Source organism: Zobellia barbeyronii (assembly GCF_018603515.1).
Lineage (GTDB): Bacteria > Bacteroidota > Bacteroidia > Flavobacteriales > Flavobacteriaceae > Zobellia > Zobellia barbeyronii.
Genome location: NZ_JACATN010000003.1, coordinates 361844 through 386564, shown reverse-complemented (window position 1 = coordinate 386564; position 24721 = coordinate 361844). Strand labels below are relative to the sequence as shown.

Annotated in this window: 20 protein-coding genes and 2 tRNA genes; 14 read left to right on the top strand and 8 right to left on the bottom strand. The window is 36.0% G+C overall.

Features of this window, described 5'->3' with window-relative positions; genetic code table 11:
- Nucleotides 1-109: 109 nt before the first annotated feature.
- Together gyrA and HW347_RS10170 are read left to right on the top strand one after the other, a co-directional pair.
- Complete coding sequence (gene gyrA / locus HW347_RS10175; RefSeq protein ID WP_214611777.1) at nt 110-2650, top strand: DNA gyrase subunit A; 2541 nt, start codon at nt 110-112, stop codon at nt 2648-2650.
- A gap of 43 nt (nt 2651-2693) precedes the next feature.
- Entirely contained in the window at nt 2694-3956 is a 1263-nt protein-coding gene (locus tag HW347_RS10170; protein ID WP_214611776.1) for a tetratricopeptide repeat protein, read from the top strand.
- A gap of 84 nt (nt 3957-4040) precedes the next feature.
- Here HW347_RS10170 and HW347_RS10165 read toward each other — a convergent pair whose 3' ends face one another.
- Nucleotides 4041-4793, bottom strand: a complete 753-nt coding sequence (locus tag HW347_RS10165) for a C40 family peptidase (RefSeq protein WP_214611775.1) — start codon at nt 4791-4793, stop codon at nt 4041-4043.
- A 25-nt stretch (nt 4794-4818) separates the two neighbouring features.
- Nucleotides 4819-5991, bottom strand: a complete 1173-nt coding sequence (locus tag HW347_RS10160) for an acetyl-CoA C-acyltransferase (protein WP_214611774.1) — start codon at nt 5989-5991, stop codon at nt 4819-4821.
- A gap of 121 nt (nt 5992-6112) precedes the next feature.
- On the opposite strand from HW347_RS10160, the gene HW347_RS10155 reads away from it, so the two are divergent.
- The 8 genes from HW347_RS10155 to HW347_RS10120 all read left to right on the top strand — a co-directional run bounded on the left by HW347_RS10155 (nt 6113) and on the right by HW347_RS10120 (nt 16893).
- Nucleotides 6113-8161, top strand: a complete 2049-nt coding sequence (locus HW347_RS10155; protein ID WP_214611773.1) for an HD family phosphohydrolase — start codon at nt 6113-6115, stop codon at nt 8159-8161.
- Between the two features lie 184 nt (nt 8162-8345).
- Nucleotides 8346-8434, top strand: a tRNA-Ser gene (locus HW347_RS10150).
- A 75-nt stretch (nt 8435-8509) separates the two neighbouring features.
- Nucleotides 8510-8584: transfer RNA gene (locus HW347_RS10145), tRNA-Pro, on the top strand.
- Nucleotides 8585-9420: 836 nt separating this feature from the next.
- Complete coding sequence (locus HW347_RS10140; protein ID WP_225901894.1) at nt 9421-10014, top strand: DUF6134 family protein; 594 nt, start codon at nt 9421-9423, stop codon at nt 10012-10014.
- A gap of 32 nt (nt 10015-10046) precedes the next feature.
- Nucleotides 10047-11483 carry a cardiolipin synthase gene (gene cls / locus HW347_RS10135; protein WP_214611772.1) on the top strand — a complete coding sequence of 479 codons (1437 nt, stop codon included), beginning with the start codon at nt 10047-10049 and terminating at the stop codon, nt 11481-11483.
- A gap of 67 nt (nt 11484-11550) precedes the next feature.
- Complete coding sequence (locus HW347_RS10130; protein WP_214611771.1) at nt 11551-12327, top strand: patatin-like phospholipase family protein; 777 nt, start codon at nt 11551-11553, stop codon at nt 12325-12327.
- A gap of 242 nt (nt 12328-12569) precedes the next feature.
- On the top strand, nt 12570-15848 hold the full coding sequence (locus HW347_RS10125; RefSeq protein WP_214611770.1) for a PAS domain S-box protein: 3279 nt from the start codon (nt 12570-12572) through the stop codon (nt 15846-15848).
- A complete protein-coding gene (locus HW347_RS10120) occupies nt 15826-16893 on the top strand; it encodes a response regulator (protein WP_214611769.1) in 1068 nt (355 codons plus the stop codon). Before HW347_RS10125 ends, HW347_RS10120 begins: the two co-directional genes overlap by 23 nt.
- A 20-nt stretch (nt 16894-16913) precedes the next feature.
- Here HW347_RS10120 and HW347_RS10115 read toward each other — a convergent pair whose 3' ends face one another.
- The 3 genes from HW347_RS10115 to HW347_RS10105 are packed head-to-tail and all read right to left on the bottom strand — an operon-like array spanning nt 16914 to nt 17827.
- Nucleotides 16914-17144: a DUF6327 family protein gene (locus tag HW347_RS10115; RefSeq protein ID WP_214611768.1), complete on the bottom strand. Its 231-nt coding sequence runs from the start codon at nt 17142-17144 to the stop codon at nt 16914-16916.
- Nucleotides 17141-17491, bottom strand: a complete 351-nt coding sequence (locus HW347_RS10110) for a phage holin family protein (protein ID WP_214611767.1) — start codon at nt 17489-17491, stop codon at nt 17141-17143. Before HW347_RS10110 ends, HW347_RS10115 begins: the two co-directional genes overlap by 4 nt.
- Before the next feature lie 6 nt (nt 17492-17497).
- Complete coding sequence (locus tag HW347_RS10105; RefSeq protein WP_214611766.1) at nt 17498-17827, bottom strand: YtxH domain-containing protein; 330 nt, start codon at nt 17825-17827, stop codon at nt 17498-17500.
- Between the two features lie 159 nt (nt 17828-17986).
- On the opposite strand from HW347_RS10105, the gene HW347_RS10100 reads away from it, so the two are divergent.
- The 4 genes from HW347_RS10100 to HW347_RS10085 all read left to right on the top strand — a co-directional run bounded on the left by HW347_RS10100 (nt 17987) and on the right by HW347_RS10085 (nt 20479).
- A complete protein-coding gene (locus HW347_RS10100) occupies nt 17987-18493 on the top strand; it encodes a hypothetical protein (RefSeq protein ID WP_214611765.1) in 507 nt (168 codons plus the stop codon).
- A gap of 170 nt (nt 18494-18663) precedes the next feature.
- On the top strand, nt 18664-19434 hold the full coding sequence (locus HW347_RS10095) for a sigma-70 RNA polymerase sigma factor region 4 domain-containing protein (protein WP_214611764.1): 771 nt from the start codon (nt 18664-18666) through the stop codon (nt 19432-19434).
- Between the two features lie 86 nt (nt 19435-19520).
- Nucleotides 19521-19928: a hypothetical protein gene (locus HW347_RS10090; RefSeq protein WP_155597199.1), complete on the top strand. Its 408-nt coding sequence runs from the start codon at nt 19521-19523 to the stop codon at nt 19926-19928.
- Nucleotides 19929-20113: 185 nt separating this feature from the next.
- Nucleotides 20114-20479 carry a hypothetical protein gene (locus HW347_RS10085; RefSeq protein WP_155597198.1) on the top strand — a complete coding sequence of 122 codons (366 nt, stop codon included), beginning with the start codon at nt 20114-20116 and terminating at the stop codon, nt 20477-20479.
- A 226-nt stretch (nt 20480-20705) separates the two neighbouring features.
- On the opposite strand, the gene HW347_RS10080 is transcribed toward HW347_RS10085, so the two are convergent.
- The 3 genes from HW347_RS10080 to HW347_RS10070 all read right to left on the bottom strand — a co-directional run bounded on the left by HW347_RS10080 (nt 20706) and on the right by HW347_RS10070 (nt 24708).
- Nucleotides 20706-21989 (bottom strand): Lcl C-terminal domain-containing protein, encoded by a 1284-nt coding sequence (locus HW347_RS10080; protein ID WP_214611763.1) that lies wholly within the window; start codon nt 21987-21989, stop codon nt 20706-20708.
- A gap of 21 nt (nt 21990-22010) precedes the next feature.
- Nucleotides 22011-22487, bottom strand: a complete 477-nt coding sequence (locus tag HW347_RS10075; RefSeq protein WP_214611762.1) for a Dps family protein — start codon at nt 22485-22487, stop codon at nt 22011-22013.
- Between the two features lie 280 nt (nt 22488-22767).
- Complete coding sequence (locus tag HW347_RS10070; RefSeq protein WP_214611761.1) at nt 22768-24708, bottom strand: oleate hydratase; 1941 nt, start codon at nt 24706-24708, stop codon at nt 22768-22770.
- Between the last annotated feature and the right edge of the window lie 13 nt (nt 24709-24721).

Here is a 24721-nt window from a genome sequence, read left to right as displayed (position 1 = left end):
AAAAAAGTGTTGATAAATTGTTTAATAAAGAAAGCCGTATGTGCTTTAAAGGCTATCATTTTACGTATATTGGCATGTTTTTTAACTAAAGTAATTCTAGGATTTAAAAATGGCAGAAGGAGAAAAATTGATCCCGATTAACATCGAAGACGAAATGAAATCTGCTTACATCGACTATTCGATGTCAGTCATTGTGTCACGTGCTTTACCTGATGTCAGGGATGGTCTAAAACCCGTTCACAGAAGGGTATTGTACGGAATGCATGAGCTTGGAGTTCGTTCCAGTAGCTCTCATAAGAAGTCTGCACGTATTGTAGGTGAGGTATTAGGTAAGTACCACCCTCATGGTGATACGTCCGTTTATGATTCTATGGTGCGTATGGCGCAAGAGTGGAGTTTACGCTACATGCTTGTAGATGGGCAAGGTAACTTTGGATCGGTAGATGGCGATAGCCCTGCGGCTATGCGTTATACTGAGGCAAGGATGCGAAAGATTGCCGATGACATGTTGGCGGATATAGATAAGGATACAGTGGATCATCAATTAAACTTTGATGATTCTTTGCAAGAACCTACGGTTCTTCCTACCCGTGTACCCAACTTGTTGATAAATGGAGCTTCAGGTATTGCAGTAGGTATGGCAACTAATATGCCGCCGCACAACCTTACAGAGGTGGTGAACGGTACTATTGCTTATATCGAAAACAATGATATAGAGATTGATGAAATCATAACCTATATAAAAGCACCGGATTTTCCAACAGGTGGTACCATTTATGGCTATGAAGGCGTTAAAGAAGCTTTTCATACCGGTAGAGGTAGAGTAAAGATAAGAGCTAAGGCAATTATCGAGGAGGTTCAAGGTAGGGAGTGTATAATTGTTACCGAGATTCCATACCAGGTCAATAAGGCAGATATGATCAAGAAAACTGCCGATCTTGTCAACGAAAAGAAAATAGAAGGTATATCAACTATTCGGGACGAATCGGATAGAAACGGGATGCGTATCGTTTATATTTTGAAACGAGATGCTATTCCAAACATTGTTCTTAATACCTTATATAAGTATACGGCATTACAAAACTCTTTTAGTGTTAATAACATTGCGTTAGTAAATGGCCGTCCTAGGTTGTTGAACGTAAAAGAGATGATTCACTATTTTGTGGAACACCGTCACGAAGTAGTTGTAAGACGTACGGAATTTGAACTTAAGAAAGCTGAGGCTCGCGCCCACATCTTAGAAGGTTTAATTATTGCTTCTGATAATATTGATGAGGTAATTGCTATCATCAGAGCGTCATCTAATGCAGATGAAGCTAGGGAAAACTTGATGGAGCGCTTTAAGCTTACCGAAATTCAAGCGAAAGCAATAGTTGAAATGAGACTTCGTCAGTTAACGGGTCTTGAACAAGACAAACTACGTGCTGAATATGATGAGGTTATTTTGACCATAGCAGACCTTAAAGACATCTTGGCTAGAAAAGAGCGAAGAATGGATATTATTAAGGAAGAGCTTGTAGAGATAAGAGAAAAATATGGTGATGAGCGTCGTTCTGTAATTAATTTGGCCGGAGGGGATTTAAGTATCGAAGATATGATTCCTGATGAGCAAGTAGTAATTACTATTTCGCATGCCGGATATATTAAAAGAACACCAGTTTCCGAATATAAAACACAAAACAGAGGTGGCGTTGGTCAAAAAGCATCATCCACTAGAAATGAAGATTTCTTAGAATATTTGTTCATAGGAACCAACCACCAGTACATGCTCTTCTTTACACAGAAAGGGAAATGTTTCTGGATGCGGGTTTACGAAATACCGGAAGGTAGTAGAACTTCAAAAGGTAGGGCTATACAGAACCTTATTAATATTGAGCAAGATGATAACGTTAAGGCGTTTATCTGTACTCAAGACCTTAAGGACGAAGAATACGTAAACAGTCACTACGTTATTATGGCTACCAAAAAAGGTGTGGTCAAGAAAACAAGCCTAGAGCAATATTCTCGTCCAAGACAAAATGGTATTAATGCCATTGGTATTCGCGAAGACGATGAGTTGCTAGAAGCAAAATTAACTACTGGTACAAGCCAAATATTCTTAGGCTTGAAATCTGGTAAAGCCATACGTTTTGAAGAAAGTAAGACACGACCTATGGGTAGAAATGCTTCTGGTGTGCGTGGTATTACTTTAGCCGACGATAACGATGAAGTTATTGGTATGGTGTCCGTTCATGATATGGAAGAAAATCTTCTTGTTGTTTCTGAAAATGGATATGGTAAGCGATCTAATATAGATGACTACCGTATTACGAACAGAGGTGGTAAGGGAGTTAAGACTATTTCCATTACGGAGAAAACAGGTGGACTCGTTGCTTTAAAAAATGTTTCAGATTCAGATGATTTGATGATTATCAACAAATCAGGTATCGCTATTCGTATGAGTGTTGAAGATCTTCGTGTTATGGGAAGAGCTACTCAAGGGGTGCGCTTAATCAACCTTAAGGGTAATGATTCTATTGCTGCTGTGGCCAAGGTTATGAAGGATGAAGATGAATTAGAAGAGGCTGATCTGTTAGATATAGACGTGGATGCTGAAGAAGGTGGCACGGCTCTTGATATTGATGAGGCAGAAGGAACAGAAGAAGAATAAATTTGAACCATAATTATAACACTAATATTTAATTAATTTGAAAATGAAACGTAGATTTTTAATAGTCGCGAGCCTTTGTTTTTGCATGGTAGGATTCGCACAGAAGAACGAAATAAAAGCAGCCGAAAAGGCTATGAAAGCCGGCGATGCCGCATCAGCTAGTAGTGCACTTGAAGCTGTTTCTGGTTCTATATCAGGAGCAGATCCAAAGTTACAGGCACAATATTACTTCGTAAGTGGTAAGGCTTATGCCGATTTAGCCAAAAAAGGTGATGCAAGTGCTTTTCAAAAAGCCGCAGATGCTTATCAAAAAGTGATTGCAGTTGAGGAAGCAAGCGGAAAGAAAAAGTATTCTGATGAAACTCAACAGCACATGTCTGCTTTAAGTGCCGATTTAGTAAACTCTGCAGTAGAGGATAACGGTAACAAAAAGTTTAAAGAAGCTGCTGAGAAGTTATATACAAGCTATAAAATTAGCCCAAAAGATACTTCTTACCTTTATTATGCAGCCAGTAGCGCTGTTAATGGTGGTCATTATGAAGAAGCATTAACTTACTATAACGAGCTTCAAGAAGTTGGTTATGACGGTAGTGGTGTGGTTTATAAAGCTACTAACGTAGAGACTGGTACGGAAGAAGAGATGGACAAGACTCAGAGAGACTTAATGGTGAAGTCAGGAACTTATAAAGATCCTAAAGACGAGAAATCTCCATCTAAAAAAGCTGAAATTGTTAAGAATACAGCTTTGATCTATACTCAATTGGGTCAGGATGATAAAGCTTTAGAAGCTTACAAAGCAGCAAGAGCCAACGATCCTAAAGATGTTAACTTAATCTTGAACGAAGCTAATTTATACTATAAAATGGGCGATAAAGACCAGTTTAAAGTTTTAATGGCTGAGGCTGCATCTGTTGCACCGGATAATCCAGATTTACACTACAATATTGGTGTAATCAACATGGAGCAAGGTAATTTGGAAGATGCTAGAGAATCATACAAGAAAGCTTTAGCAATCAATCCTGGGTATACCAATGCACAATTAAACCTTTCTACAACTTACGTAAACGAAGGTAACGGTCTTATTGATGAGATGAACTCTTTGGGTAACTCCAAAAAAGATATTGCTCGTTACGATGAGTTAAAAGAAAAGAAAGATAACCTTTTCAAAGAAGGAGCAACTGTTTTGGAAGATGCGTTGAAATTGAATCCTGATAACCAAGGTATCTTAACTCAATTAAAAAATATCTATGGCGCAATGGGCGACAATGATAACTTTTTGAGAGTTAAAAAGTTGTTAGGCGAGTAATTTGCCGATAACATAATCATAAAAAAATCCCCTAGGAATTTCCTAGGGGATTTTTTATTTTCTTTATTTTCTGTCAGTTGGGAGTTAAACGATTTGTTTTATGACCCTTAGCTTGTGCGTGTAGTTGCCAATTTCAGTATTGAATATGCCGGTATGGTCAATACGGTCTATTCGTACTTTCCCGTCTACATGAATAATGTAGTTGTTTTCCATAATGATACCCACGTGGTATATCTCGCCTTCATTGTTATCAAAAAAAGCTAAGTCTCCTGCTTCAGTTTCTTCTATAAAACTCAAAGCATGACCTTGGCCAGATTGTTCTGCGGCTTTCCTTAATAAACGATATCCATTTATCTTGTATACCATTTGAGTAAACCCTGCCGCATCAATACCAAAAGGAGTCTTTCCTCCCCATAAATAGGGGGCGTTTAGGTAGAGTAAAGCGGTTTGTATAAGTTCTGTCTTGTCTTTCTTGTTTCCGTTGGTCTTACCATCAAAAGTGTGTGAAAGCACAGCACAGTTACAGGTAGAGGATCCTAGGATAACGGGTAAAAGTATAGAGTTTTCAGTTTCAACAAAAGAAATAAGGTCTGATGTGTAGCCTATATCAGTAGAAGATTCAATAGAATCATAAGCTTCTTCCGATATTAGGTTCATTTGGTGATTGCTCACCCATCCTTCAAACTTATCAAAAGCAACGCGAATACGACTCCAAGCTTTCCTGCGCTCCAAGACTTTAAAGTGTTCGCCGTATACCAGTTGTGAAACCATTTCTGATGTTTCATCGGCATTTACGCGAACGGAAACTATACTTAAGGGACAAATTCCGTATTGCATATGGTTGGTTGAGTGAAGGTATTCTTTATCGTTCTACAATTATTGCAGAAGCGCCACCTCCGCCATTACATATTGCGGCAGCCCCTATCTTTGCATCATTTTGCTCTAAAACATTAAGGAGCGTAATAAGAATACGTGCACCTGAACAACCCAAAGGGTGTCCTAATGAAACGGCACCGCCGTTTACATTTACGTTGGTGTCTGTTAATCCTAATAATTTCATATTGGCTAACCCAACCACTGAAAAAGCCTCATTGAATTCAAAAAAGTCTATATCGTCTATTGAAATACCAGCTTTAGCAATTGCTTTAGGAAGTGCTTTTGCCGGTGCAGTGGTAAACCATTTTGGCTCTTGAGCAGCATCAGCATAACCTCTTATAGTAGCTAAAGGTTTTAAACCTAGTTCTTCCGCTTTTTCTGCACTCATTAATACTAGCGCAGCTGCACCATCATTAATAGTAGATGCATTTGCTGCGGTAACCGTACCGTCTTTTGAAAATGCTGGGCGTAACGCTGGAATTTTATCCATTCTAACGTTTTTGAATTCTTCGTCTTCAGAAACAATGATAGGTTCTCCACGGCGTTGAGGTACTTCTACAGGAGAAACCTCATTCGTAAATTTTCCATTTTTCCACGCTTCTGCAGAACGGTTATAGGATTGAATAGCATAATTATCTTGGTCTTCACGGCTAAAATTATACTCCGTAGCACATGCATCGGCACAGACACCCATAGCTTCTTGGTCATAAACATCTACAAGACCATCTTTTTGCATGCCATCTTCCAATGTAGCAGGGCCAAATTTTTGTCCGTTTCTCATATGAACATAATGAGGAATAAGACTCATATTTTCCATTCCACCTGCAACTGCAACTGAAATATCTCCTAAAGCTATTGCTTGAGCGGCTTGCATAACTGCTTTCATGCCCGAAGCACAAACTTTATTTATAGTAGTACACGGTACGCTGTCCGGTATTCCTGCAAAAATAGCTGCTTGTCTGGCAGGTGCTTGGCCTGTTCCGGCTTGAACCACGTTGCCCATGATGACTTCGTCAACTAATTTTGGGTCAAGATTTATTTTTGCAAGTGCCGCTTTTATGGCCGCAGCTCCAAGTTTTGGGGCTGGAATTGTGGATAAAGCTCCCATAAAGCTCCCAATTGGGGTTCTTGTGGCAGATACTATAACTACATTTTTCATATTAAAGCAAGAGTTTCTCGTATTGCAAAACTAAGAAATTAATAGGCAATACATTTCGTTGTTTCTATAAAAGCCTGTCGGAAGTTTATAATTTTCTATTTTTGACAGAGATACCAAGCCCATGCGCAATATTTTGGATAAAGTTTTTAAAAACCAATCGCTTCTATATAAGTATTTTTTATACTTGGTTTCGGTTGCCTGTATTGTTTTCTTCTTTCCTAAAGGAGGGAAATTTAAATATGAATTTCAAAAAGGGAAACCTTGGCAATACGAAAATTTGTATGCTCCCTTTGATTTTTCTATTCAGAAAGATAATGAGGATATTTCAAGAGAAAAGGCAGAATTTCTTGAAAATCAAATAGATTATTACAGGCTAGACCCATCTGTAGAAGGTACTGTAAGCAAAGAATACGAAAAGAAATTCTATGAGGTATTTACTGGGGAGAGATTTAGTGCAAGTGCCTTAGAGGCTCTAGATTCTGCAGGAAAAGATATTCTTAAGAAATTATATAAAAACGGGATTTTAGCTCAGTCCAATAAGCGAAGCATAAAAGACCAACTTTATCTTGTAAAGGATAATCAAGCGGAAACCGTTCAGGTAAGTAGTCTTATTCAAATTAGAAATTTAAGAGAGGCACTTCAGAAAATACTTCAAGAAAAAGATCTGGTCATTTACGCCCGAGAGTATCAAGACCTTTTTCTGGATATTGTTAAGCCGAATATCATTTATGATGAAAATTTATCCGAGAGAGCCTTAAACGAAGCACTATCAGGTATATCTCATACAAGGGGAGCTGTAGATGAGGGTAAACTTATAATAGCAAAAGGGGAGGTCGTTGAGGCAGAGAACCTTACTGTTTTAAACTCTTTAAAAGCGGAGTTTGAGTCTGAACTGTGGACAGCCAAGAACTATTACTTTATACTCTTCGGGTATACTGTTCTTGTAGCATTGGTGTTGATGATGCTGTTTCTTTTTCTGAAGAGATATAGAAAGGAAGATTTTGAGAACAACACCAAGGTTACATTTATCTTTTTTAATATTCTTTTTATGGTGTTCGTCACCACCATGGTGGTTAAATATGACGAGGCATTTGTATTTGTAGTACCTATATGCATTTTACCCTTGGTGCTCAAAACATTTTTTGATGCCAGGTTAGGCCTTTTTGTTCACGTATTAACCGTGCTCATATTAGGTTTTGTAGTGCCTAACAGTTTCGAATACATCTTTCTGCAGATAATAGTTGGTATTGTTACCATATTAACGGTTTCCGAGTTATATAAAAGGGCGAACCTTTTTATATCTGTCGGTCAGATTACGTTGATATACGTGGTGGGGTATTTGGCTTTTCATATCATACATGAAGGCAATTTAGATAATATACAATGGTTTACTTTAGGACTGTTCTTATTAAACGGAATGATTACGCTCTTTGTTCAACCGTTGATCTATGTGTACGAGAAGGTCTTTGGGCTGGTCTCTGATGTCTCTCTACTGGAATTGTCGGATACCAACTCCAAACTATTAAAAGAGCTCTCTAACAAGGCCCCAGGCACTTTTCATCATTCCCTGCAAGTAGCGAATCTTGCGGAAGCAGCAGCCAATGAAATAGGGGCTAATGCTATGTTGGTGAGGGTAGGAGCGCTGTATCATGATATTGGTAAGATGAATCACCCAACTTATTTTACTGAGAACCAGATAACGAATGTGAACCCGCATGATGAGTTGGCTCCTAAGGAGAGCGCTAAAATAATTATCAATCATGTTATTGATGGGATTGAACTGGCTAGGAAAAACAAACTTCCAGATCGTGTTATAGATTTTATAAGGTCTCACCATGGCACTAGTTTAGTCTATTACTTTTATAAAAAACAACAAGAAATAGATGAGGACGTAGATCAAGCAAATTTCAGATATCCCGGACCAATACCTTTTTCAAAAGAAACGGCAATACTTATGATGGCAGATTCTGTAGAGGCGGCCTCCAAAAGTTTAAAAAATCCAACTTCTGGAATTATTGAAGACTTTGTAGATAAAATTGTAGCGGGACAAATGAGCGCTGGGCAGTTTTTAAATGCGAATATTACCTTTAAAGAGATTGAAGCGATAAAAAAGATTTTCAAACAAAAACTGATAAATATTTACCATTTACGAGTGGAATATCCTGAATGATAAGGTGGTAGGAAAGTTCAAATGTCACCTATTTTATTTTTTTTAAATGCCGATTTAAAATAGTTTTAAATTTCTTGAAAAAAATGAAAGAAATAGTTGTGAAATTGAATACTAAAATATACATTTGCAACCGCAATTTTAACCACCTAACGGTGCTAAAATTAAGTTCTTTAAAGAGATTATTGGAGAGGTGCCTGAGTGGCCGAAAGGAACGGTTTGCTAAATCGTCGTAGGTGGAAACACTTACCCAGGGTTCGAATCCCTGTCTCTCCGCAATAGCTGTCAAAGCAAATTGCGAGGGCAGAAAATATTTCTCAAGTAGTGAATAAAAGAAGATAACCATATTATCGGGGTGTAGCGTAGCCCGGTTATCGCGCCGCGTTTGGGACGCGGAGGTCGCAGGTTCGAATCCTGCCACCCCGACAAAATCCATGCAAATGGTAATAAAACCTCGTAAATCACATGATTTACGAGGTTTTTTGTTTTCCAATGGTTTCGTTTGGGATTATTTTAAACTACACTTTACTATTATACAATAGGCCGGTCAAAGAGACCGGTTATACTTTTGTAGCTACCGTAGCATTATCTAAATAGAATGCTGATAGAGGTTGTTTTTAAACATTAAGATTATACTAACGCATAAACAACTCAAATTTAGGTTTGTTCTTGAAGAGTAAAATTCAAATCATAAATATGGTTGTTGTGCCTGCCACAGGTCCAGATTTAAAAAAGTAATCATGCCTATCGCTTAGGTAGAAGACAATTTTATCAAGTATTGATGAGTAGGGATTTTGTTTTGGTAATGTTAATTTTTTTTAGAGTCTATGACTTAAATCATTCTTTTGATCCTTCTTCTTCTATAACTTTGTTGAATGTACAACGAATAGAAGTATAAATATTTCCGTAAGAAATTTAAAAACTACCATTAAAGACAGAAGAGATTAACTAGCAAGCACTAACCATTAGAAATGCCTTTCTATCCAAACTTATATGCGTCCATGTATGGTAAGTTAGATTTTAGGGCATTTTTTCTTTTAAAGGCTCCGCCTTACGCTTATTTCTAATTTTCTCAGAGTTATAGGCAATATCACCGGAACAAGAACATAGATTTATTACTTTGTTTGCAACCATGTTTTAAGTTATTTTTAAATCTATGTCCACTTGTGGTTTCCTGAGGTTACATGACATATGTCAGCGGTATACTGTGTAATAAAAAGTAATTTGCATTGTAGCATAGCTTCTTTTAATTAAATAAAAGCATGATGATCAAGCATCTAATATGGGTTCTCTTATTTATGGGTTTTAGTAGTGATTCAGTTTCTAATTCTACTGAGCTACATTATGACATTGTTATGAAGGATAAGGTAATTGGTAGTTTGGACACACACCAAAAAACAAAAGGAACTATAACCACATATCAGAGTTTTACGAGTATTAAAACCAAGCTGTTGAGGACAATAGAGGTAGATTATAAATATGATGTAACTTTTAGTAAGTCCATGCTCAAAAAGGCCAAGGTTAGCATTGTTGTTAATAGTAGAGAACATGCAGAAACAAGCACCTTATGGAAGAATGCTCAATATGAAATTATAAAAGATAAAAAAGAAAGTACCTTACAAGACTCTATTCAATATACCACGGTATTAATGTATTTTAAGGAGCCAAAGAATATCAAAGAATGCTATTCTGAACAAGATGGTACCATGAATACTATTGTTTCATTAGGAAATCATAAGTACAAGAAAATTAATGCTAATGGTAAAGAGAATATCTACTTCTATAAAAATGGTATTTTGCATGAAGCGGATATTGATGGTGGCTTGGTAAACTTTAAAATAAGTATCCGAGAGTAAACCTTATATCGCATTCAATTAACACCCAGAATATGACCATCGCTCTTATTATTTATTTTTCGTTGGCCCTTTTCTTAGTGGTTAGGTTACTGCTTTACGGTATTCGGCCTACAAAGACATTAGGCTGGCTTTTGGCCATCTTTACAATTCCTGTTGGTGGAATGTTGTTTTACTATGTTCTTGGTCGTAATAGACGTAAAAACAAGTTTTACAGGCTTAAAAAGACAGAAGAAATAACAGCGTACCTCAAAACGGTCAAAGACTATTATGATGATATTGATGACGATGAAGATTTAACCGTTCCTGCTCCCATCAAAAGCCACATAAAACTCGTGAAGCTTATAGCTAAAAACTCCAATTTTTTACCTAGTCAGGGTAATGAACTTACGGTGCTTAAAGATGGCCCGGTAACTTTTGAGGCTATTTTTAAGGCTATGGAAAGTGCCCAAAGATTTATACACATTCAATATTATATTTTTGAGGAAGGCGAATTGGCAAATAGGTTTCTTTCCATTTTACAAAAGAAAAGAAAAGAAGGTGTAGAAGTACGTTTTTTGTATGACGGCTTGGGAAGTAATACGTTAAGCAAAACTTATATAAATAATTTAAAGAAATCAGGTATAGAGGTGTACGGCTTTTTACCCATACGATTTAAGAGGTTACTCTCATCTATCAACTACAGAAACCATAGAAAAATAGTTATTGTTGATGGTCTTACCGCATTTACGGGCGGTATTAATGTATCGGATAAATACCTTAACGGAGACCCTGTTTTGGGAACATGGCATGATATGCATTTACGGCTGAGAGGTCCCGTAGTCAATAGTTTACAAGCGGTATTTGCTATGGATTGGAATTTTGCCAGTGGTAAGGACGATATTCTAACATTAAGCTATTTTACTGCCATTCCGGAAATAGGAAAATCTATTGTGCAAACGGTATCAAGTGGACCGGATTCTGACTTTCCGTCCGTACATCAACTTTATTTTTCATTGATAAATAGAGCTAAGAAGTACGTGTATATTATTAATCCTTATATCATACCAGGTGAGGCAATTATGGAAGCTTTACAGGTGGCTGCGTTGGGCGGTGTAGACGTGAGGATTTTGCTTTCTTCTAGTTCCGATAGTTTTTTGGTTAAATGGAGTGTGCAATCGTATTTTGAAAATTTTCTAGAGGCAGGTATTAAAATTTATTTATATCCAGATGGTTTTTTACATAGTAAAGTCATGTTTTCGGATGATCAGTTAACAACCATAGGTACCGCAAATTTAGATGTTAGAAGCTTTGAACAGAATTATGAGGTAAATATTTTGGCGTACGATAGAGAGCTTACCGAACAACTGAAACACGATTTTTTGAGGGACTGTAAAATAAGCGAGCAAATGGATTATCATGAGTTTAAAAAAAGACCCAAATTAGACCGTTTGAAAGAGGGGTTTGCCAAAGTTTTTAGTCCGGTCCTGTAAAGGGGAGTCCATTTTCAATACCTTTCATATCAGGAATCTTGTATACTAACAACCAAGTAAAATAAAAATGAATATAGGTCTTGTACTTTCTGGAGGAGGAATTAGGGGTGTAGCACACATAGGCGCTATAAAAGCTCTGGAAGAGCACGGCATCTTTCCAACACATATTGCAGGTACAAGTGCCGGAGCCGTTGTGGGCGCACTTTATGCAAGTGGTGCCAGTTGGTCAGAAATATTACATTTTTTTAAAACTATTCCTTTATTTCGTACACAAAACTACGCCCGTAGTAAACCTGGCTTTTTTGATACTGAAAAGTATTATGAAAATTTCAAGGAGTTCTTCCCTGTGGATGATTTTAGTGCATTAAAAAAACCACTTTATGTAACAGCCACAGACATTATAAGAGGTACTCTTAAAGTGTTTCATAAAGGGCAGGTTATTCGTCCTGTACTTGCTTCGGCTACGTTTCCAGGGATGTTCACACCTATGAAAATAGGGGATGCTTATTATGTAGATGGTGGCGTTTTAAACAATTTCCCCATAGAACCACTTAAAAAGAAATGCGATAGGATTATTGGAAGCTATGTAAATGCTTTAAAAAAAATAAGAATAGAAGATTTAAAACATTCTTATACGGTAGTAGAGCGGGCATATAAACTAAAATCCGCTTCAGAATCTATGTTGAAGTTTGATGAGTGTGATATGATTATCTTGCCAGAAGGCCTATCGGAATTTGGAACGTTTGACATGAATAGTATAGATGCCATATTTGACTTAGGCTACTTGACCACAAAGAAAATTCTTGATGAAAACGGAGGTGCGTTTCCCGTTAAAGCAGACTAGTTCGGTGTAGTCTAGGGTATAAAGTCAGAAACATGACAAGCGTCATATTTTTGAAGAAAGGGTAACTATATATTTGTTAAAACTTTACATGAACGCTCTTTTTCCCATACTAATAAACAAAGTATATAATCTCTACTATTTGGGCTTGGCATCTGGGTGTGTTTTTTTAGGACTAAACTTCTACCACAGTCCTTTTCTTTTCCTTAATTTAGTCTGTAAAGAAAGACTCTTACCCTGCGTATATGGTAGAAAAACTTAACGATAGCGAACTCTTCAAGGGTATATTTCAATCCTCGGTAGAAGGTATTTTGGTAGTAGATGAGCAAGGCCAAATTATCAAGGCGAACCCTTCTGTTGAAAAAATGTTCGGCTACGAACTAGGCGAGTTAGTGGGTAAAAAAGTGGAAAACCTTATCCCGCATCAATTTGAAAAATCTCATGAAAATCATAGAAAAGGTTTTGCGAAATCTCCCTCAAGTAGGGCTATGGGTAAAGGGGAAGATTTATGGGGACTTAGAAAAGATGGAGTGCAAATTCCAGTAGAAATAAGTCTAAGCCCAACAGATATAAAGGATGAGCATTTAGTTGTAGCGTTTGTAATAGATATTACAGAACGATTATTAGCTCAGAAAAAAGCAGCTATCAATACAGAAAAAATGAACGAGGCTCAAAGTCTGGCTCATGTTGGTAGTTGGTTCTGGAATCTGAAGACAGGTGAAAGAAATTGGTCTGATGAGTTTTATAGAATATGTGGTCTGCCACCTGGTGATGAGCAACTTACTAATGAAACTGCCTTTAACTTTATTCACCCAGATGAACGGCAAGAGACTAAAGAATCTGTAGATTTTGCAATTGAAAACGGCACGGCTTTTTCAAATAATGTAAGAATAGTAAGAGCAGATGGTACGGTAAGACATATCACGGCTCATGGTAGAGCATCTTATGATGCTATGGGAGAACCTTTAGAATGGTTTGGGACGATACAAGATATAACGGAACAAAAAGAAATAGAACAGCGGCTAGAAGAAAATTTAGCTAAGAACAAGGCTTTGTTAAACGCATTGCCGGACATGACGTTTATTCTAGATTATAAAGGTAAATTTCTGGATAGCTATACACCAGAGCCCGAAAAACTTTTTGCTCCACCAGATGGTTTAATAGGCGGGAATATAAATGAATTGTTACCTGCTCATATTGCTGAGGCTGTACGTAAGGGAATGGATAAAACTATTGAAACAGGAGAACTTCAGTTTGTAGAGTATGATTTTGATGGAGAAAACGGACGGCAGTTTTATGAAGGTAGGATTGTTCCTATGGGCAAGAATAAGCTTTTGACCATCATTAGAGATATCACGCAAGAGAGGGCAATAGAAGATATTTTGTATGTCCGTAATCGTGCATTGGGTGCCACGGCTAGCGGAATTATTATTTGCGATACCCAAAAGCCAGATTTTCCTATTATATATGGTAATGAAGCTTTTACCAGAATAACAGGGTATGAGAAGGTAGATTTCATGGGTAAAAATTGCCGTTTCTTACAAGATGAAGATAAGGAGCAAATTGAGATTAAAATAATGTCTGTTGCCATTGAAAAAGGAGAAGCATGCCGCGTGGTTTTGCGTAACTACAGAAAAGATGGCTCTTTATTCTGGAATGACATCAGTATTACGCCTATATATAACAGCAAAAAAATAATGACTCATTTTGTAGGAGTACAAAATGATGTTACCACTCACAAGATTAATGAGTTCTTTAAAATAGGACAGTCTCATGTTATGGATATGATTATTCAGCATGAACCATTAAAAAGTATAGCATATAAGATTATTGAGACTATAGAAACGGCAATTCCTAACTGCCAAGGTTCTATTCTTTTGTTAGATAAATTATCTAGAAAATTAGAGATATTGGCAGCTCCAAACCTGTCCGAAATCTATACGAAAGCTATAGAAAATATGTTTGTGGGGCCAGGAAATGGATCTTCTGGTACAACCGCATATTTAAAAGAAGAGGTAATTGTTTCAGATACGTTTAATGATCCGTTGTGGGAAGCTTTCAGAGAATTGGCGTTGAAAGACAACATTAAAGCTTGTTGGTCATTTCCTATATTTTCATCTAATAAGGAACTGTTGGGAACCTTTGCTATTTATTTTCCCGTTTCAAGAAAACCTCTAGATACAGAAAAAGAAATCATCTACAATATAACGCAGGCTACAAGTGTGGCTATTGACCAACACAATGAAGGCGTTGCCTTAAAAAATAGTAGGGAAGAATTGGCTGCTTATGCGGGAGCATTAGAAAGTAAGGTAGCCGATCGGACGGTGGAGTTAAAGGATATGGTTCAGAAATTGGTAGAGTCTAATTTAAGTCTTGAGGACCAGATTCAGATTACAAAAACTGCCGAGAATAGTGCGATAGACAGTCAAAAATTGTTGGAAACCATTTTTAAAAATTTCCCAAGGGGTTTTGTAGGCGTAGTAGATTTGAATCTGTCTGTGGTATTTATTGAAGGAGAAGACCTAGATGCTGTTGGGTTTAGAGAAGCCATACAAGTTGGAAAAAGAATAGATGAGTTAAGTAATGTACCAATTCAGCTAAAGAAAAAGGTTAAGGAAAATGTTCAGAAAACATTAAAAGGCGAGCACTGTTCTTTTGAAGTAAAAGTAGAGAACACATCTTATTTGGTAAATACAACCCCTTTATTTAATGAAGATCATTTGGTAACAAGGGCATTACTGGTTTACAACAATATTTCTGATCAGAAAAGGGTAGAAGTTGAGATAAGGAATACGCTAGAAAAAGAAAAAGAGTTAAACGAATTGAAATCTCGTTTTATTTCAATGGCCTCACACGAGTTTAGAACTCCATTAAGCACCATACTTTCTGCTACAAATCTTATTGAAAGGCAGAATGAAGTTGGTCAAGAAGAAAAAAGAATAAAGTATATAAGTAAGATAAAAGTCAGTGTTAAGAATTTAGTGGGAATATTGAATGACTTTCTATCATTGAGTAAGTTGGAAGAAGGAAAAGTTATATCACAACCTACTTTATTTGATTTGGTTGAATTTTTAGAATCTTTGGTAGAGGAGATACAGGGAGTCAAAAAAACAGGTCAAATAATTGAGATTATAAATAGCCAGTCTAATATAGAAGTGCAGCTTGATCCTAAACTATTAAGGCACATTGTATATAATTTGTTGTCTAACGCCATTAAATATTCACAAGAGAACAAAAAAATATCCCTGAAAATTGATACTAAGAAAACTAATCTTTTTATTGAAATTACGGATCAAGGTATTGGCATACCTACCGAAGACCAAGTTCATTTATTTCAGCGTTTTTATAGAGCTAAAAATGCGGCTAATTATGAGGGTACCGGTTTGGGGTTGAACATCGTAAGGCAATATGTTCTTTTAATGAAAGGAAATATTACCTTTAAGAGTAATCTTGACCAAGGCACAACTTTTACTATAGAACTCCCCTTAAATCTATTGAAAAATGAAAAAAATACTACTTATTGAAGACAATCTAGATGTACGCGAAATGACCGCGGAAATTCTGGAACTTGAGAATTATGAAGTGACTACTGCAGAAAACGGTAAGATTGGTGTTGAAAAAGCAAGATCATTTACGCCAGATATTATTCTCTGCGATATAATGATGCCAGAATTAGATGGTTACGGTGTTTATGAGCAATTAAGTGAGGATCAAGCTACTGCCAGTATTCCGTTTATTTTTCTAACCGCTAAATCTGAAAAGGCAGATTTCCGTAAGGGAATGACCATGGGAGCAGATGACTACTTGACCAAGCCTTTTGAAGCAGAAGATTTAATTGAGGCCATAGAGGCTAGGCTTAAAAAGAGTTCTTTTTTACGGAAGGAATTTTCGAGAAGTGTTCAAGGCCTCAATGAATTTATTCAAGAAGCCTCAAAATATCAAAACTTAAAAGACCTTTCTGAAGATAGAGAACTGAGCAAATACAAAGCAAAAGAAGAGATTTTTTCGGAAGATAGTTCTGCTCATAATCTATATTTTATTCACAGTGGGGAAGTTAAAACATACAAGCACAATGAAAATGGCAAGGAGTATGTTACAGGTATGTTTAAAGCCGGAGATTTTATAGGCCAGCTATGTGTTTTGGGTAATTCGGGTTTATATACAGAAACGGCCGTAGCACTCACTAATTGTGAGATATGCTCTATTCCTAAAAATGATTTCACGCAACTTTTATTCAATAATAAAGAAGTATCACATAAGTTTATTGGTATGGTCTCTAATGATGTGTTGCACATGAGAGAACAGCTAATGGGTATGGCTTTTGATTCGGTTCGGAAAAGAGCAGCTACAGCTCTTTTGGAATTATATGACAAAGGGCTGATTAAAGATGCTCATTTGGGTATTAGTATTTCTAGGGAAGATTTTGCAGGTTTAATAGGTACAGCTACCGAGACCGCAATACGTGTACTTTCAAGTTTTAAGGATAAGGGATTGATAGAACTGGGTGAATCCCGTAGAATTATCCTTTCGGATAAAAAACAATTACAGCAAGTTGCAGATTTTGGGTAGTATGCAGAGGTTGTTTTGAGCTATGGTTTGCGTCGTAACCTATGAAGCCAATCCAACCCTTTGCTCAAAGCAAAATCTACCGCTAATTGTTTAACACCAAAACTTGTGGTACTTACCATTTGTACAGGACTTAAATGACTTTTTGTGCTTTTAAGATCAAGCTTCAAATTTTCTTTGGCAATTTCTTGCTTAAGCTTTAAGATTTTTAAATCGTTATCTATTTCAGAAAATGAGCTATATTTTTTTGTCATGGTCTATTGAAATAATGTTTCGAAAATTTTTGTAATAAAGGTCTGTGGAGAACATTTTTAAAAACATAGCTGCAAATGGCAACTAGAATATAGAAAGCACCAACAATTAAAAACCCGGAATAGAAGTTACCCATAGCCTCATTAAGAGCAATAGACACTCCAATAGATAGCATGAATAGCGCAAGAAATACTACAGCTCCAATGAACAGGGACTGCGTTATTGTCGTAACAGTACCCATTAGAACTTTAAAAACCTTTAGTTTATAATATTCTTCGCTAGTTTCAAGATAAGACCTCATATCTGTATCTACATCAACGAGGTCTTTTTTTAATGTTTCAAATGCCATAATGCATTATTTGTGTAGTTGTGCGTTTTGCTTTTTAAGCTCTTCCAATTTGCGTTCCAAAGTAGCAATAATATCATCTGCTTTGTAGCTCATATGGCTAATGGTCTCATCTAATTTACGTTCAAAATCTTCCTTCTTTTCGTTGGCTGTTTTAGTCAACTCATCTTTGGCGTGTGTTACGCGATCAGAAAGATCATGTTTGGCTTCCAAAGCTCTGTCTTTGATTTTATGCCTTGTTTCAGCTCCTTTTTCAGGAGCATATAATATTCCGAAGCCTGCACCAATTGCTGCTCCCGTGAATAATGCTAGAAGTACATTTCCACTATCGTTTGCCATGATATAAATTTTTAATTAGTATTAAATCTGTACAACAAATTTAACTAAGTTAATTTTTTGTCTTCATGACTTAGGTCAGTAGTATTAAAAATATCTACTTGTAATTTTACCCTAGAGAACGCCCCGACCAAACACAGCAATCTCTAAATTTTTATTAAAATGGACATGTCAAAAACAGAACAAAAACAGATTTTTCTAAAACCGTACGAACTGGTTTCGGATTTGGAAAATGCTTTAAAAACCGTCCGCCAAACAAATTTTGATAAAATGGCCGTATCGGTAATCGGAAATCTTGGAGAAGAGTATATAAATGAGAGTAAAGAGTTAACAACTATAGAAAACCAATTAAGCCCTTTCTTTAAGGAGTTACTGGGTACTACTACCGCTTTTGACACTTTTTATAATGCTGAGTTAGGACGCTTATTTGTAGCTGGGTTCTTGGTTGAGACATTTCTTAATTCTGTAGGAAAGAGGGGTATAGGAGAACTTTCTGGAGGCCCATATGGAATATTGAGGGGTTTTGGTATAACTGAAAAAGATGCTATTGCTAGCATTAGTAAATTAAAAGATAAAACGTATTTACTGGTTGCCAGAGGAAACCTTTCTGATATTCAGAAATTGGAGAATCAATTAGGAAATCAACTGGAAGATAAATTGGGTAATTAACAAATATACGTAGCATTATAAGAAGTTAGTACGGCTGTTTATTGATTAGATTTTTCAGAGGAAATCTTAAGGTCTAAATCGGTTTTATTTTGGAACGGCTGACCTAGGTCATAGTAATCTACCTCATATGTACGCATTTTTATATCGTATTATAATTTAAAGCAAACAACATGGACACTCTTGAATATTATGAAAGTAAAAAGGAATTTAATGTATTTGTAGCAAGTACGTTTTCAGATTTAAAACACTTTAAAAAGGAGGGTGATAAGTCCTTATTCAATAATTTATTATTGAAAGACTTAAGTCAGGTAAAACATTACGTTACCAAAAGATTGGCAACTGCACTAACTAAAGGAAACCTTCCAAAAGGAAAATATAAGGTAGATGATTTTATTGATCAGCTCTTTATTGTAGTCTTTGATCATTTTGAAGAGGTTAGAAGTGAAGATGATTTGCATCCTTGGTTGTTTAAAAAAGCAGATGAACTTTTAGAGAACACCATACTAGATGAAGACTTTGATGATTATTTTTTGAAAAATATTGATGATTATTCCCGTCCGGAATGGGATGAGATGGAAGAAAAATTTAGTACAGATGGTGGTGGCGATTTAGTTATGATAGATGAGCTAGATGATATGTCATACCCAAAGAATGATTACATATTAAACCATGTTTTTATCGAAGACGATAAAAAAGAACTGATGGATAAAATTGATAAGGATTTGGATAAAGAGAGTATCAAAAAACATGCGGCCATGGTCTTGCATTATTTGCCAAAGCCAATGCGTACCGTGTTTGAATTAGCTACGGAATATGAATTTTCTATTAGTCAAATAGCCATGATCCGTAATCAAAGTATAGGCGAGGTAAAAGTGCTTTTAGATAATGCCCGTAAGAGCCTTGAAGCTAGTTTTTTCAATAGGTATGAGATAGAAAAATAAATTGATACGTTACTATCAAATAGCTATAAAATCCCAGCTCAGTTGAGCCAGGTAATTTATAAAACAACAAATTTAAATAGTACATTATGAAAACAGAAACGTTGAATCCAAAAACGGAATTATTAATAGGTGCCGGGTTAGACGTTCTTCATTTTGAAAGTGAGGAATGGTTGAGCAACATTGCCTTTTATAAAGACGAGACTAGATTTTTTGCTGATTTAATAGAGAAAAGAAAGACCAATGATGCTGCACAAACAGCCTACGGCCAAATTCTTGAAAATCTAGATACCGTACATAAAGAATTGTTCGATTATTTAGAGAATGATATAATAGAACATGAAAAATTACTGTCTCGTTTAGAATTAGGTGAAAAAGGTTTGGCCGATGCCGACTATAGAGATAAACACCGCCAACTTAAACAAAGGATGGAAGGTTTTACAAATAACTTTCGTCAGTTCAAAAAGATGGTTTTCGGGTATGTAAAAAGTCTTTAACTTTTTAGCTTAGAGATATAAAGATTGTGGGGATTTAATCTCTCTAAGCAAGTGTAGCGCAAGTTATTTGCGCTATTTACCAGAACAAGCCGAGTCAAATATTGAGAAAAGAAGTTCTTGAAAAAATTGATCTCGGCTTGTTTATTTTTAATTCAAACTATAAAATGTTCTAAACTAATATTATTATGCAAGTCTCTATTTATAAGCAAGAAAACCAAACCGCAGACAGCATTAACAACTTCATGGATCTTTACTACGGTTTGCGTATGCATTTCTTTGCTAGCGATTTATTGTATAAAGGACTATCACCAAAGCAAATTAGCTCTGCGGTAGCGAAAGCTATGGATGTGGCCAAGTCTTCTAAAATGAATTTACGAGAGCATTTCAGACCTGTTTTTAGTAGTATTGCTGATGAGGTTATAAGTGATTGTAAATTATCTCGTTTGGGTTATGGTCTTGTATTAATGAATGCTGAAACCAAACTTTCAATAGTAGGTAAGTGGCAACTCAAGGTGTTAGAGAGCTTCTTAGGTGGCGGTTATACCCATTAGAATTTTTGTATAAGCTAAGAAAGAATTCTTCTTGTAGCTTATATTTTTAAATAGCGGAAGACCTTAGAGTTTTTCCAGTAAATAATTGGTGGAGTTAGGAAAAGGTAATTTCTAAAACTCTATCAGCAGAAATTTCAATGTTAAGCTAGAGTAAGACCTCGCATTAAAAAACTAAAATAAAAAAATAGCTTCTGATTTTTAAGTGATAAAAAATCAGAAGCTATTGTTATTTAATATCCCTTACCAACCGCACATAATTATTAATTCTTTGCGCATCACCTTGCGGGCCGTGGCCTTCGGGCCAATCTTTAGGGTTACCAATTTTTGGGTCGCTACGCTGCGCACCTGCACCGTGTACATCCATCCATTTGCCATCCATATAGCCCATAGCTCTTCCAAAAGAAACATAAGATGCATTTCTACCATTCATGTCCGTAGACCAGTTAGAATGCGTTGTACTTGACCAATAAAAAGGATAGTCTTTTTGACCAGCTTCATTTACGATTTCTGAACAATTGAAAATTGGATCTATAGCCGCAGAGTCAGAAGTGTTAGGAGATCTAGAATAATCAACTATGCTCTGTAATTCTTTTACGTTGGGCAGCCTCCAATCAGAATACCCTGCAAATTCATAGTTTTCCGCATAGTTCAATGCTTCTTGCCATGTTGTGCCTTTTTTATTATCGTTTTGCATCCACATAAGACCTGTAGCCTTATCAGAGATGGTACCATCACCATTATCATTAAATTTATTAATGCCATAGTTCTTGTTTCCTCTAACATAGGTTACAAAAAACGTTTTATCTCCAGGACCAAATGGCATTTTTAATCCGTAGCCTTTTATACGACCATCGGCAAAATTGACTCCAAATAATAATTCTCCATCTACATACATGGTAGAACTAGCATATTGAGAATCAATAATACGTTCTCCATCATTTGTATCACCGTAAGCAAATTTGAAATAATCTGTATCTATAAAAGGCTTTAAACCATCTAAAGTCGAACCTTTATAACCACTAGGGTCAACTCCGCTAAAAACAATTAACGAATACTGTTCTTTAATTGTGGGTAATCTCCAATCTGTATACCCTCCTAAATTAAAAGAAGCTGCACCGGCAACTGCTTCCTTGTAGGTCATTTTATCTCTTGCCGTAATTTTTCCATCACCATTGGTGTCCGGGCTCTGTTGCCACATTAAACTGGTCACTAAATCGGTAACTGTACCATCACCGTTGTCTTTATATTTAGGAGTATTTTTAGGGTAATTTGCATTTTGCCCGTAAAAATCATCGCCAACGGTTTGAGTATTAATTTCAGTACTGTTGTCGTAGAATTTAGTCTGATTCGTGCCAACTATTGGATAGTCTAAATTCCTTTTGGTATTTTGAGCAATACTACTAGATGACAAGTTTTTGGCAGAGCTTAATACCAAAACAATAACTATGAGTACACAACAAAAACCGAATACAATTGATGTACGTTTTTTAGGTTTTACAATCCGTTTCATAATAGGTTTGCTTTAATTGAACTAAGCTAAATGTGATCGCAGCATCCAAGCAGTTTTCTCATGCTGTTCCATTAACCCTGTAATATAATCGCTAATGCCTTCAGCCTTCCATTTTTCTGCAATAGGTTGAATTTCTTCTCTTAGAAAGATAATAATGCTCTCATGGTCCTCCAATAACTCGGCAAATATGCTTTGACTATCATTTTTACCTTTTAATTTTTCGGTAAGATGAGTCAATTGAGAGTAGTTTTTTAACGTAGCTGGTACATAATGACCTACCATGCGTATTTTTTCGGCCACGGTATCAACTACTTCTTGTTGCTCTTCATACAAAGTTTCTAAATACAGATGTACAGAATGAAAATCAGGACCTTCAAGGTTCCAATGGAAATTTAGGGTTTTTGAATAAAGTACGAATTCGTCTGCTAATACTTTTGATAATTGGTCTGCTATGGCCTGTCTATTTTCTGCTGAAATTCCGATGTTAGGTGTTTTCATTTTTATAGTTTTTAATTAATACCTATTCAAAGGTATAGCGATTGAAAAACGATTATACTGATTTAAATCATGTAGCTACTTTTTATAAAAATTTAAAAAAAGAAGAGTAGTTTTTAATGGTAGATAGCACTTAGAAACATCCAGAACCGTAGACCTGTAAGCACAAAAAAATACAGATTAGCAACTAACTAAAGTTGCTGAATCTGTATTTCTTAAATGTAAATATTATAAGATGCAGCGTAATAACTGTTAACGTATTTTCTGCAAGTCAGATAAAAAGTTAATGTGTAAGCTCTTTTGCCCACCCTTTAATTTTATCTAACTGTTCATAAAGAAAAGAATCATGTTGACCTTCGTCTTCTATTCCTTCAGGTAAAATATGTTCAAAGTAGGTGTTTTTTAGTACACGCTTTAGAACACTTTCACCAGGAAAAGGTTTGTAATCGTTTAAAGCCTTAGCTGCTTTTAATAGTTGACGAATATCATACTGACCAGCAGCAATATCTGGTACTTGCTTGTTAAGATTCATTAATTCATAAACAGCTATTCTAGCAGTTCTAATTGAAGTATCTACGGTGAACACTACATCATTATGTGTTTCTACAAACTGTCCTACAAGACCTAAGTTCTTAGAACCATTTGGTACAACTTCTGGTCTGTCTCCTGCTGCTCTAGGCATAAACATAGAAGTTATGTAGGGCATAAAGCTGGTTTTTACAATAGTATTTTTAATAATAGTATCAATTTTATTCTCTAAACCAATATGAAAACATAACTCAGCTAATATTTCATTACCTGTGCATTGTGGCATTGATTTTTTACTATAGTTCCCGTCTTTATCCATAAATAAAGCATAGACCCATACCACCAAAATATCATCTGGTTGTTCAGGAAAGTGCGGTTGGCGATTAATGGTGAAACTCATTAACCAGTTAGAGTCTGTAATAGTTACAATACCTCCGGTTGCCGATTTTCCGGAATATGGGTCGTTTACACAGTATTCTTTAAATTTTTCAGTTAAAGCAGAAGGGCGACACGTTAATGTAGCAGATTCCCAAGAAGATTTTTCAACAGAACTGTAGAACTTTTCAGGTTTACCAAATTCAATAGATTTTGTAGCTAAGTTTTTCCATAACTGCCATCCGTCACTTTCACCACCTTTAATACTATCAATACCTTCAATTGGTGCATTTGTATTATCTCCATAACGAGTGTCCTCTGTCATAGAACCTGTGGTAACAATTACAAAATCGTTTTCAGTTACAGGGATGGTTACTTCTTTATCTTCTTGTTGGGTAATTATACCTTTAACAACTTTACCTTCTGTATTTATTTGTATATCTAAATCTTTAACGAAGGTGTTGAACTGAATTTGAACCCCTTTAGATTTTAGATGTTCTGTTAGAGGTTTTACAAAAGTATCATGCTGATTGTATTTTGGAAATACCAAGCATGATAGGTCATTAAAACCATCAATACGGTGTAAAAACCGGTGCATATATAATTTGCACTCTAGTAAACTGTGCCAGTTTTCAAAAGCGAACATGGTACGGAAAAGCGCCCAAAAGTTACTTTCAAAAAAGGAGTCACTGAAATAACTTTCAACGGTAACATCATCTAACTCTTCTTTCTTTTTTAGTAAAAGTTTTACAACAGCTAATTGATCTAGTTTGTTTAAATTAAATTTGCTAAAATCTAGTACTTCTCCATTATTATGAATTAATCTAGCTTTTGAATAATTGGGGTCGTTATCATTTAGTAAACGAAATTCGTCTAGAACACTATAAGGAGCGGGCATTTCTAAAGCAGGAATATCTTGAAAAATATCCCATAGGTTCTCATAGTTCATTTCCAGTTCTCTGCCACCTCTTATAAGGTAGCCATCTTCAGCATTTCCTGATCCATCTAAAGAACCACCTTCAATAGCTATTTTGTCAAGGAAAACGATATTTTTGCCAGGTATGTGCCCATCTCTTATAAAGTAATATGCAGCAGATAGACCAGCAATACCAGTACCTACAATATAAACTTTACTGTCTTTAAAAGATATAGGTGGAATACCCTTATTACGTTGGTAGTTTCCGGTAAGATCAGCAAAAGGCATGGGTTGATCTTTAGAATTGCGTACTACTTCTTTACTGGCATCTGGAGCATGATCTACATGTCCGGGGAATGGTGATGCATTTAATACTTTGTCGAATTTTTCTGTTATTTTTCCCATGTTTTCTAATTTT

What these genes read in the sequence shown, in the direction of transcription:
- HW347_RS10160 (WP_214611774.1), bottom strand. Translation starts at nt 5,991, where the DNA reads ATGAAAAATGTAGTTATAGTATCTGCCACAAGAACCCCAATTGGGAGC.
- HW347_RS10170 (WP_214611776.1), top strand. Translation starts at nt 2,694, where the DNA reads ATGAAACGTAGATTTTTAATAGTCGCGAGCCTTTGTTTTTGCATGGTA.
- cls (WP_214611772.1), top strand. Translation starts at nt 10,047, where the DNA reads ATGACCATCGCTCTTATTATTTATTTTTCGTTGGCCCTTTTCTTAGTG.
- HW347_RS10075 (WP_214611762.1), bottom strand. Translation starts at nt 22,487, where the DNA reads ATGAAAACACCTAACATCGGAATTTCAGCAGAAAATAGACAGGCCATA.
- HW347_RS10110 (WP_214611767.1), bottom strand. Translation starts at nt 17,491, where the DNA reads ATGGCATTTGAAACATTAAAAAAAGACCTCGTTGATGTAGATACAGAT.
- HW347_RS10105 (WP_214611766.1), bottom strand. Translation starts at nt 17,827, where the DNA reads ATGGCAAACGATAGTGGAAATGTACTTCTAGCATTATTCACGGGAGCA.
- HW347_RS10120 (WP_214611769.1), top strand. Translation starts at nt 15,826, where the DNA reads ATGAAAAAAATACTACTTATTGAAGACAATCTAGATGTACGCGAAATG.
- HW347_RS10090 (WP_155597199.1), top strand. Translation starts at nt 19,521, where the DNA reads ATGAAAACAGAAACGTTGAATCCAAAAACGGAATTATTAATAGGTGCC.
- HW347_RS10155 (WP_214611773.1), top strand. Translation starts at nt 6,113, where the DNA reads ATGCGCAATATTTTGGATAAAGTTTTTAAAAACCAATCGCTTCTATAT.
- HW347_RS10070 (WP_214611761.1), bottom strand. Translation starts at nt 24,708, where the DNA reads ATGGGAAAAATAACAGAAAAATTCGACAAAGTATTAAATGCATCACCA.
- HW347_RS10095 (WP_214611764.1), top strand. Translation starts at nt 18,664, where the DNA reads ATGGACACTCTTGAATATTATGAAAGTAAAAAGGAATTTAATGTATTT.
- HW347_RS10165 (WP_214611775.1), bottom strand. Translation starts at nt 4,793, where the DNA reads ATGCAATACGGAATTTGTCCCTTAAGTATAGTTTCCGTTCGCGTAAAT.
- HW347_RS10100 (WP_214611765.1), top strand. Translation starts at nt 17,987, where the DNA reads ATGGACATGTCAAAAACAGAACAAAAACAGATTTTTCTAAAACCGTAC.
- HW347_RS10085 (WP_155597198.1), top strand. Translation starts at nt 20,114, where the DNA reads ATGCAAGTCTCTATTTATAAGCAAGAAAACCAAACCGCAGACAGCATT.
- HW347_RS10115 (WP_214611768.1), bottom strand. Translation starts at nt 17,144, where the DNA reads ATGACAAAAAAATATAGCTCATTTTCTGAAATAGATAACGATTTAAAA.
- HW347_RS10130 (WP_214611771.1), top strand. Translation starts at nt 11,551, where the DNA reads ATGAATATAGGTCTTGTACTTTCTGGAGGAGGAATTAGGGGTGTAGCA.
- HW347_RS10140 (WP_225901894.1), top strand. Translation starts at nt 9,421, where the DNA reads ATGATGATCAAGCATCTAATATGGGTTCTCTTATTTATGGGTTTTAGT.
- gyrA (WP_214611777.1), top strand. Translation starts at nt 110, where the DNA reads ATGGCAGAAGGAGAAAAATTGATCCCGATTAACATCGAAGACGAAATG.
- HW347_RS10125 (WP_214611770.1), top strand. Translation starts at nt 12,570, where the DNA reads ATGGTAGAAAAACTTAACGATAGCGAACTCTTCAAGGGTATATTTCAA.
- HW347_RS10080 (WP_214611763.1), bottom strand. Translation starts at nt 21,989, where the DNA reads ATGAAACGGATTGTAAAACCTAAAAAACGTACATCAATTGTATTCGGT.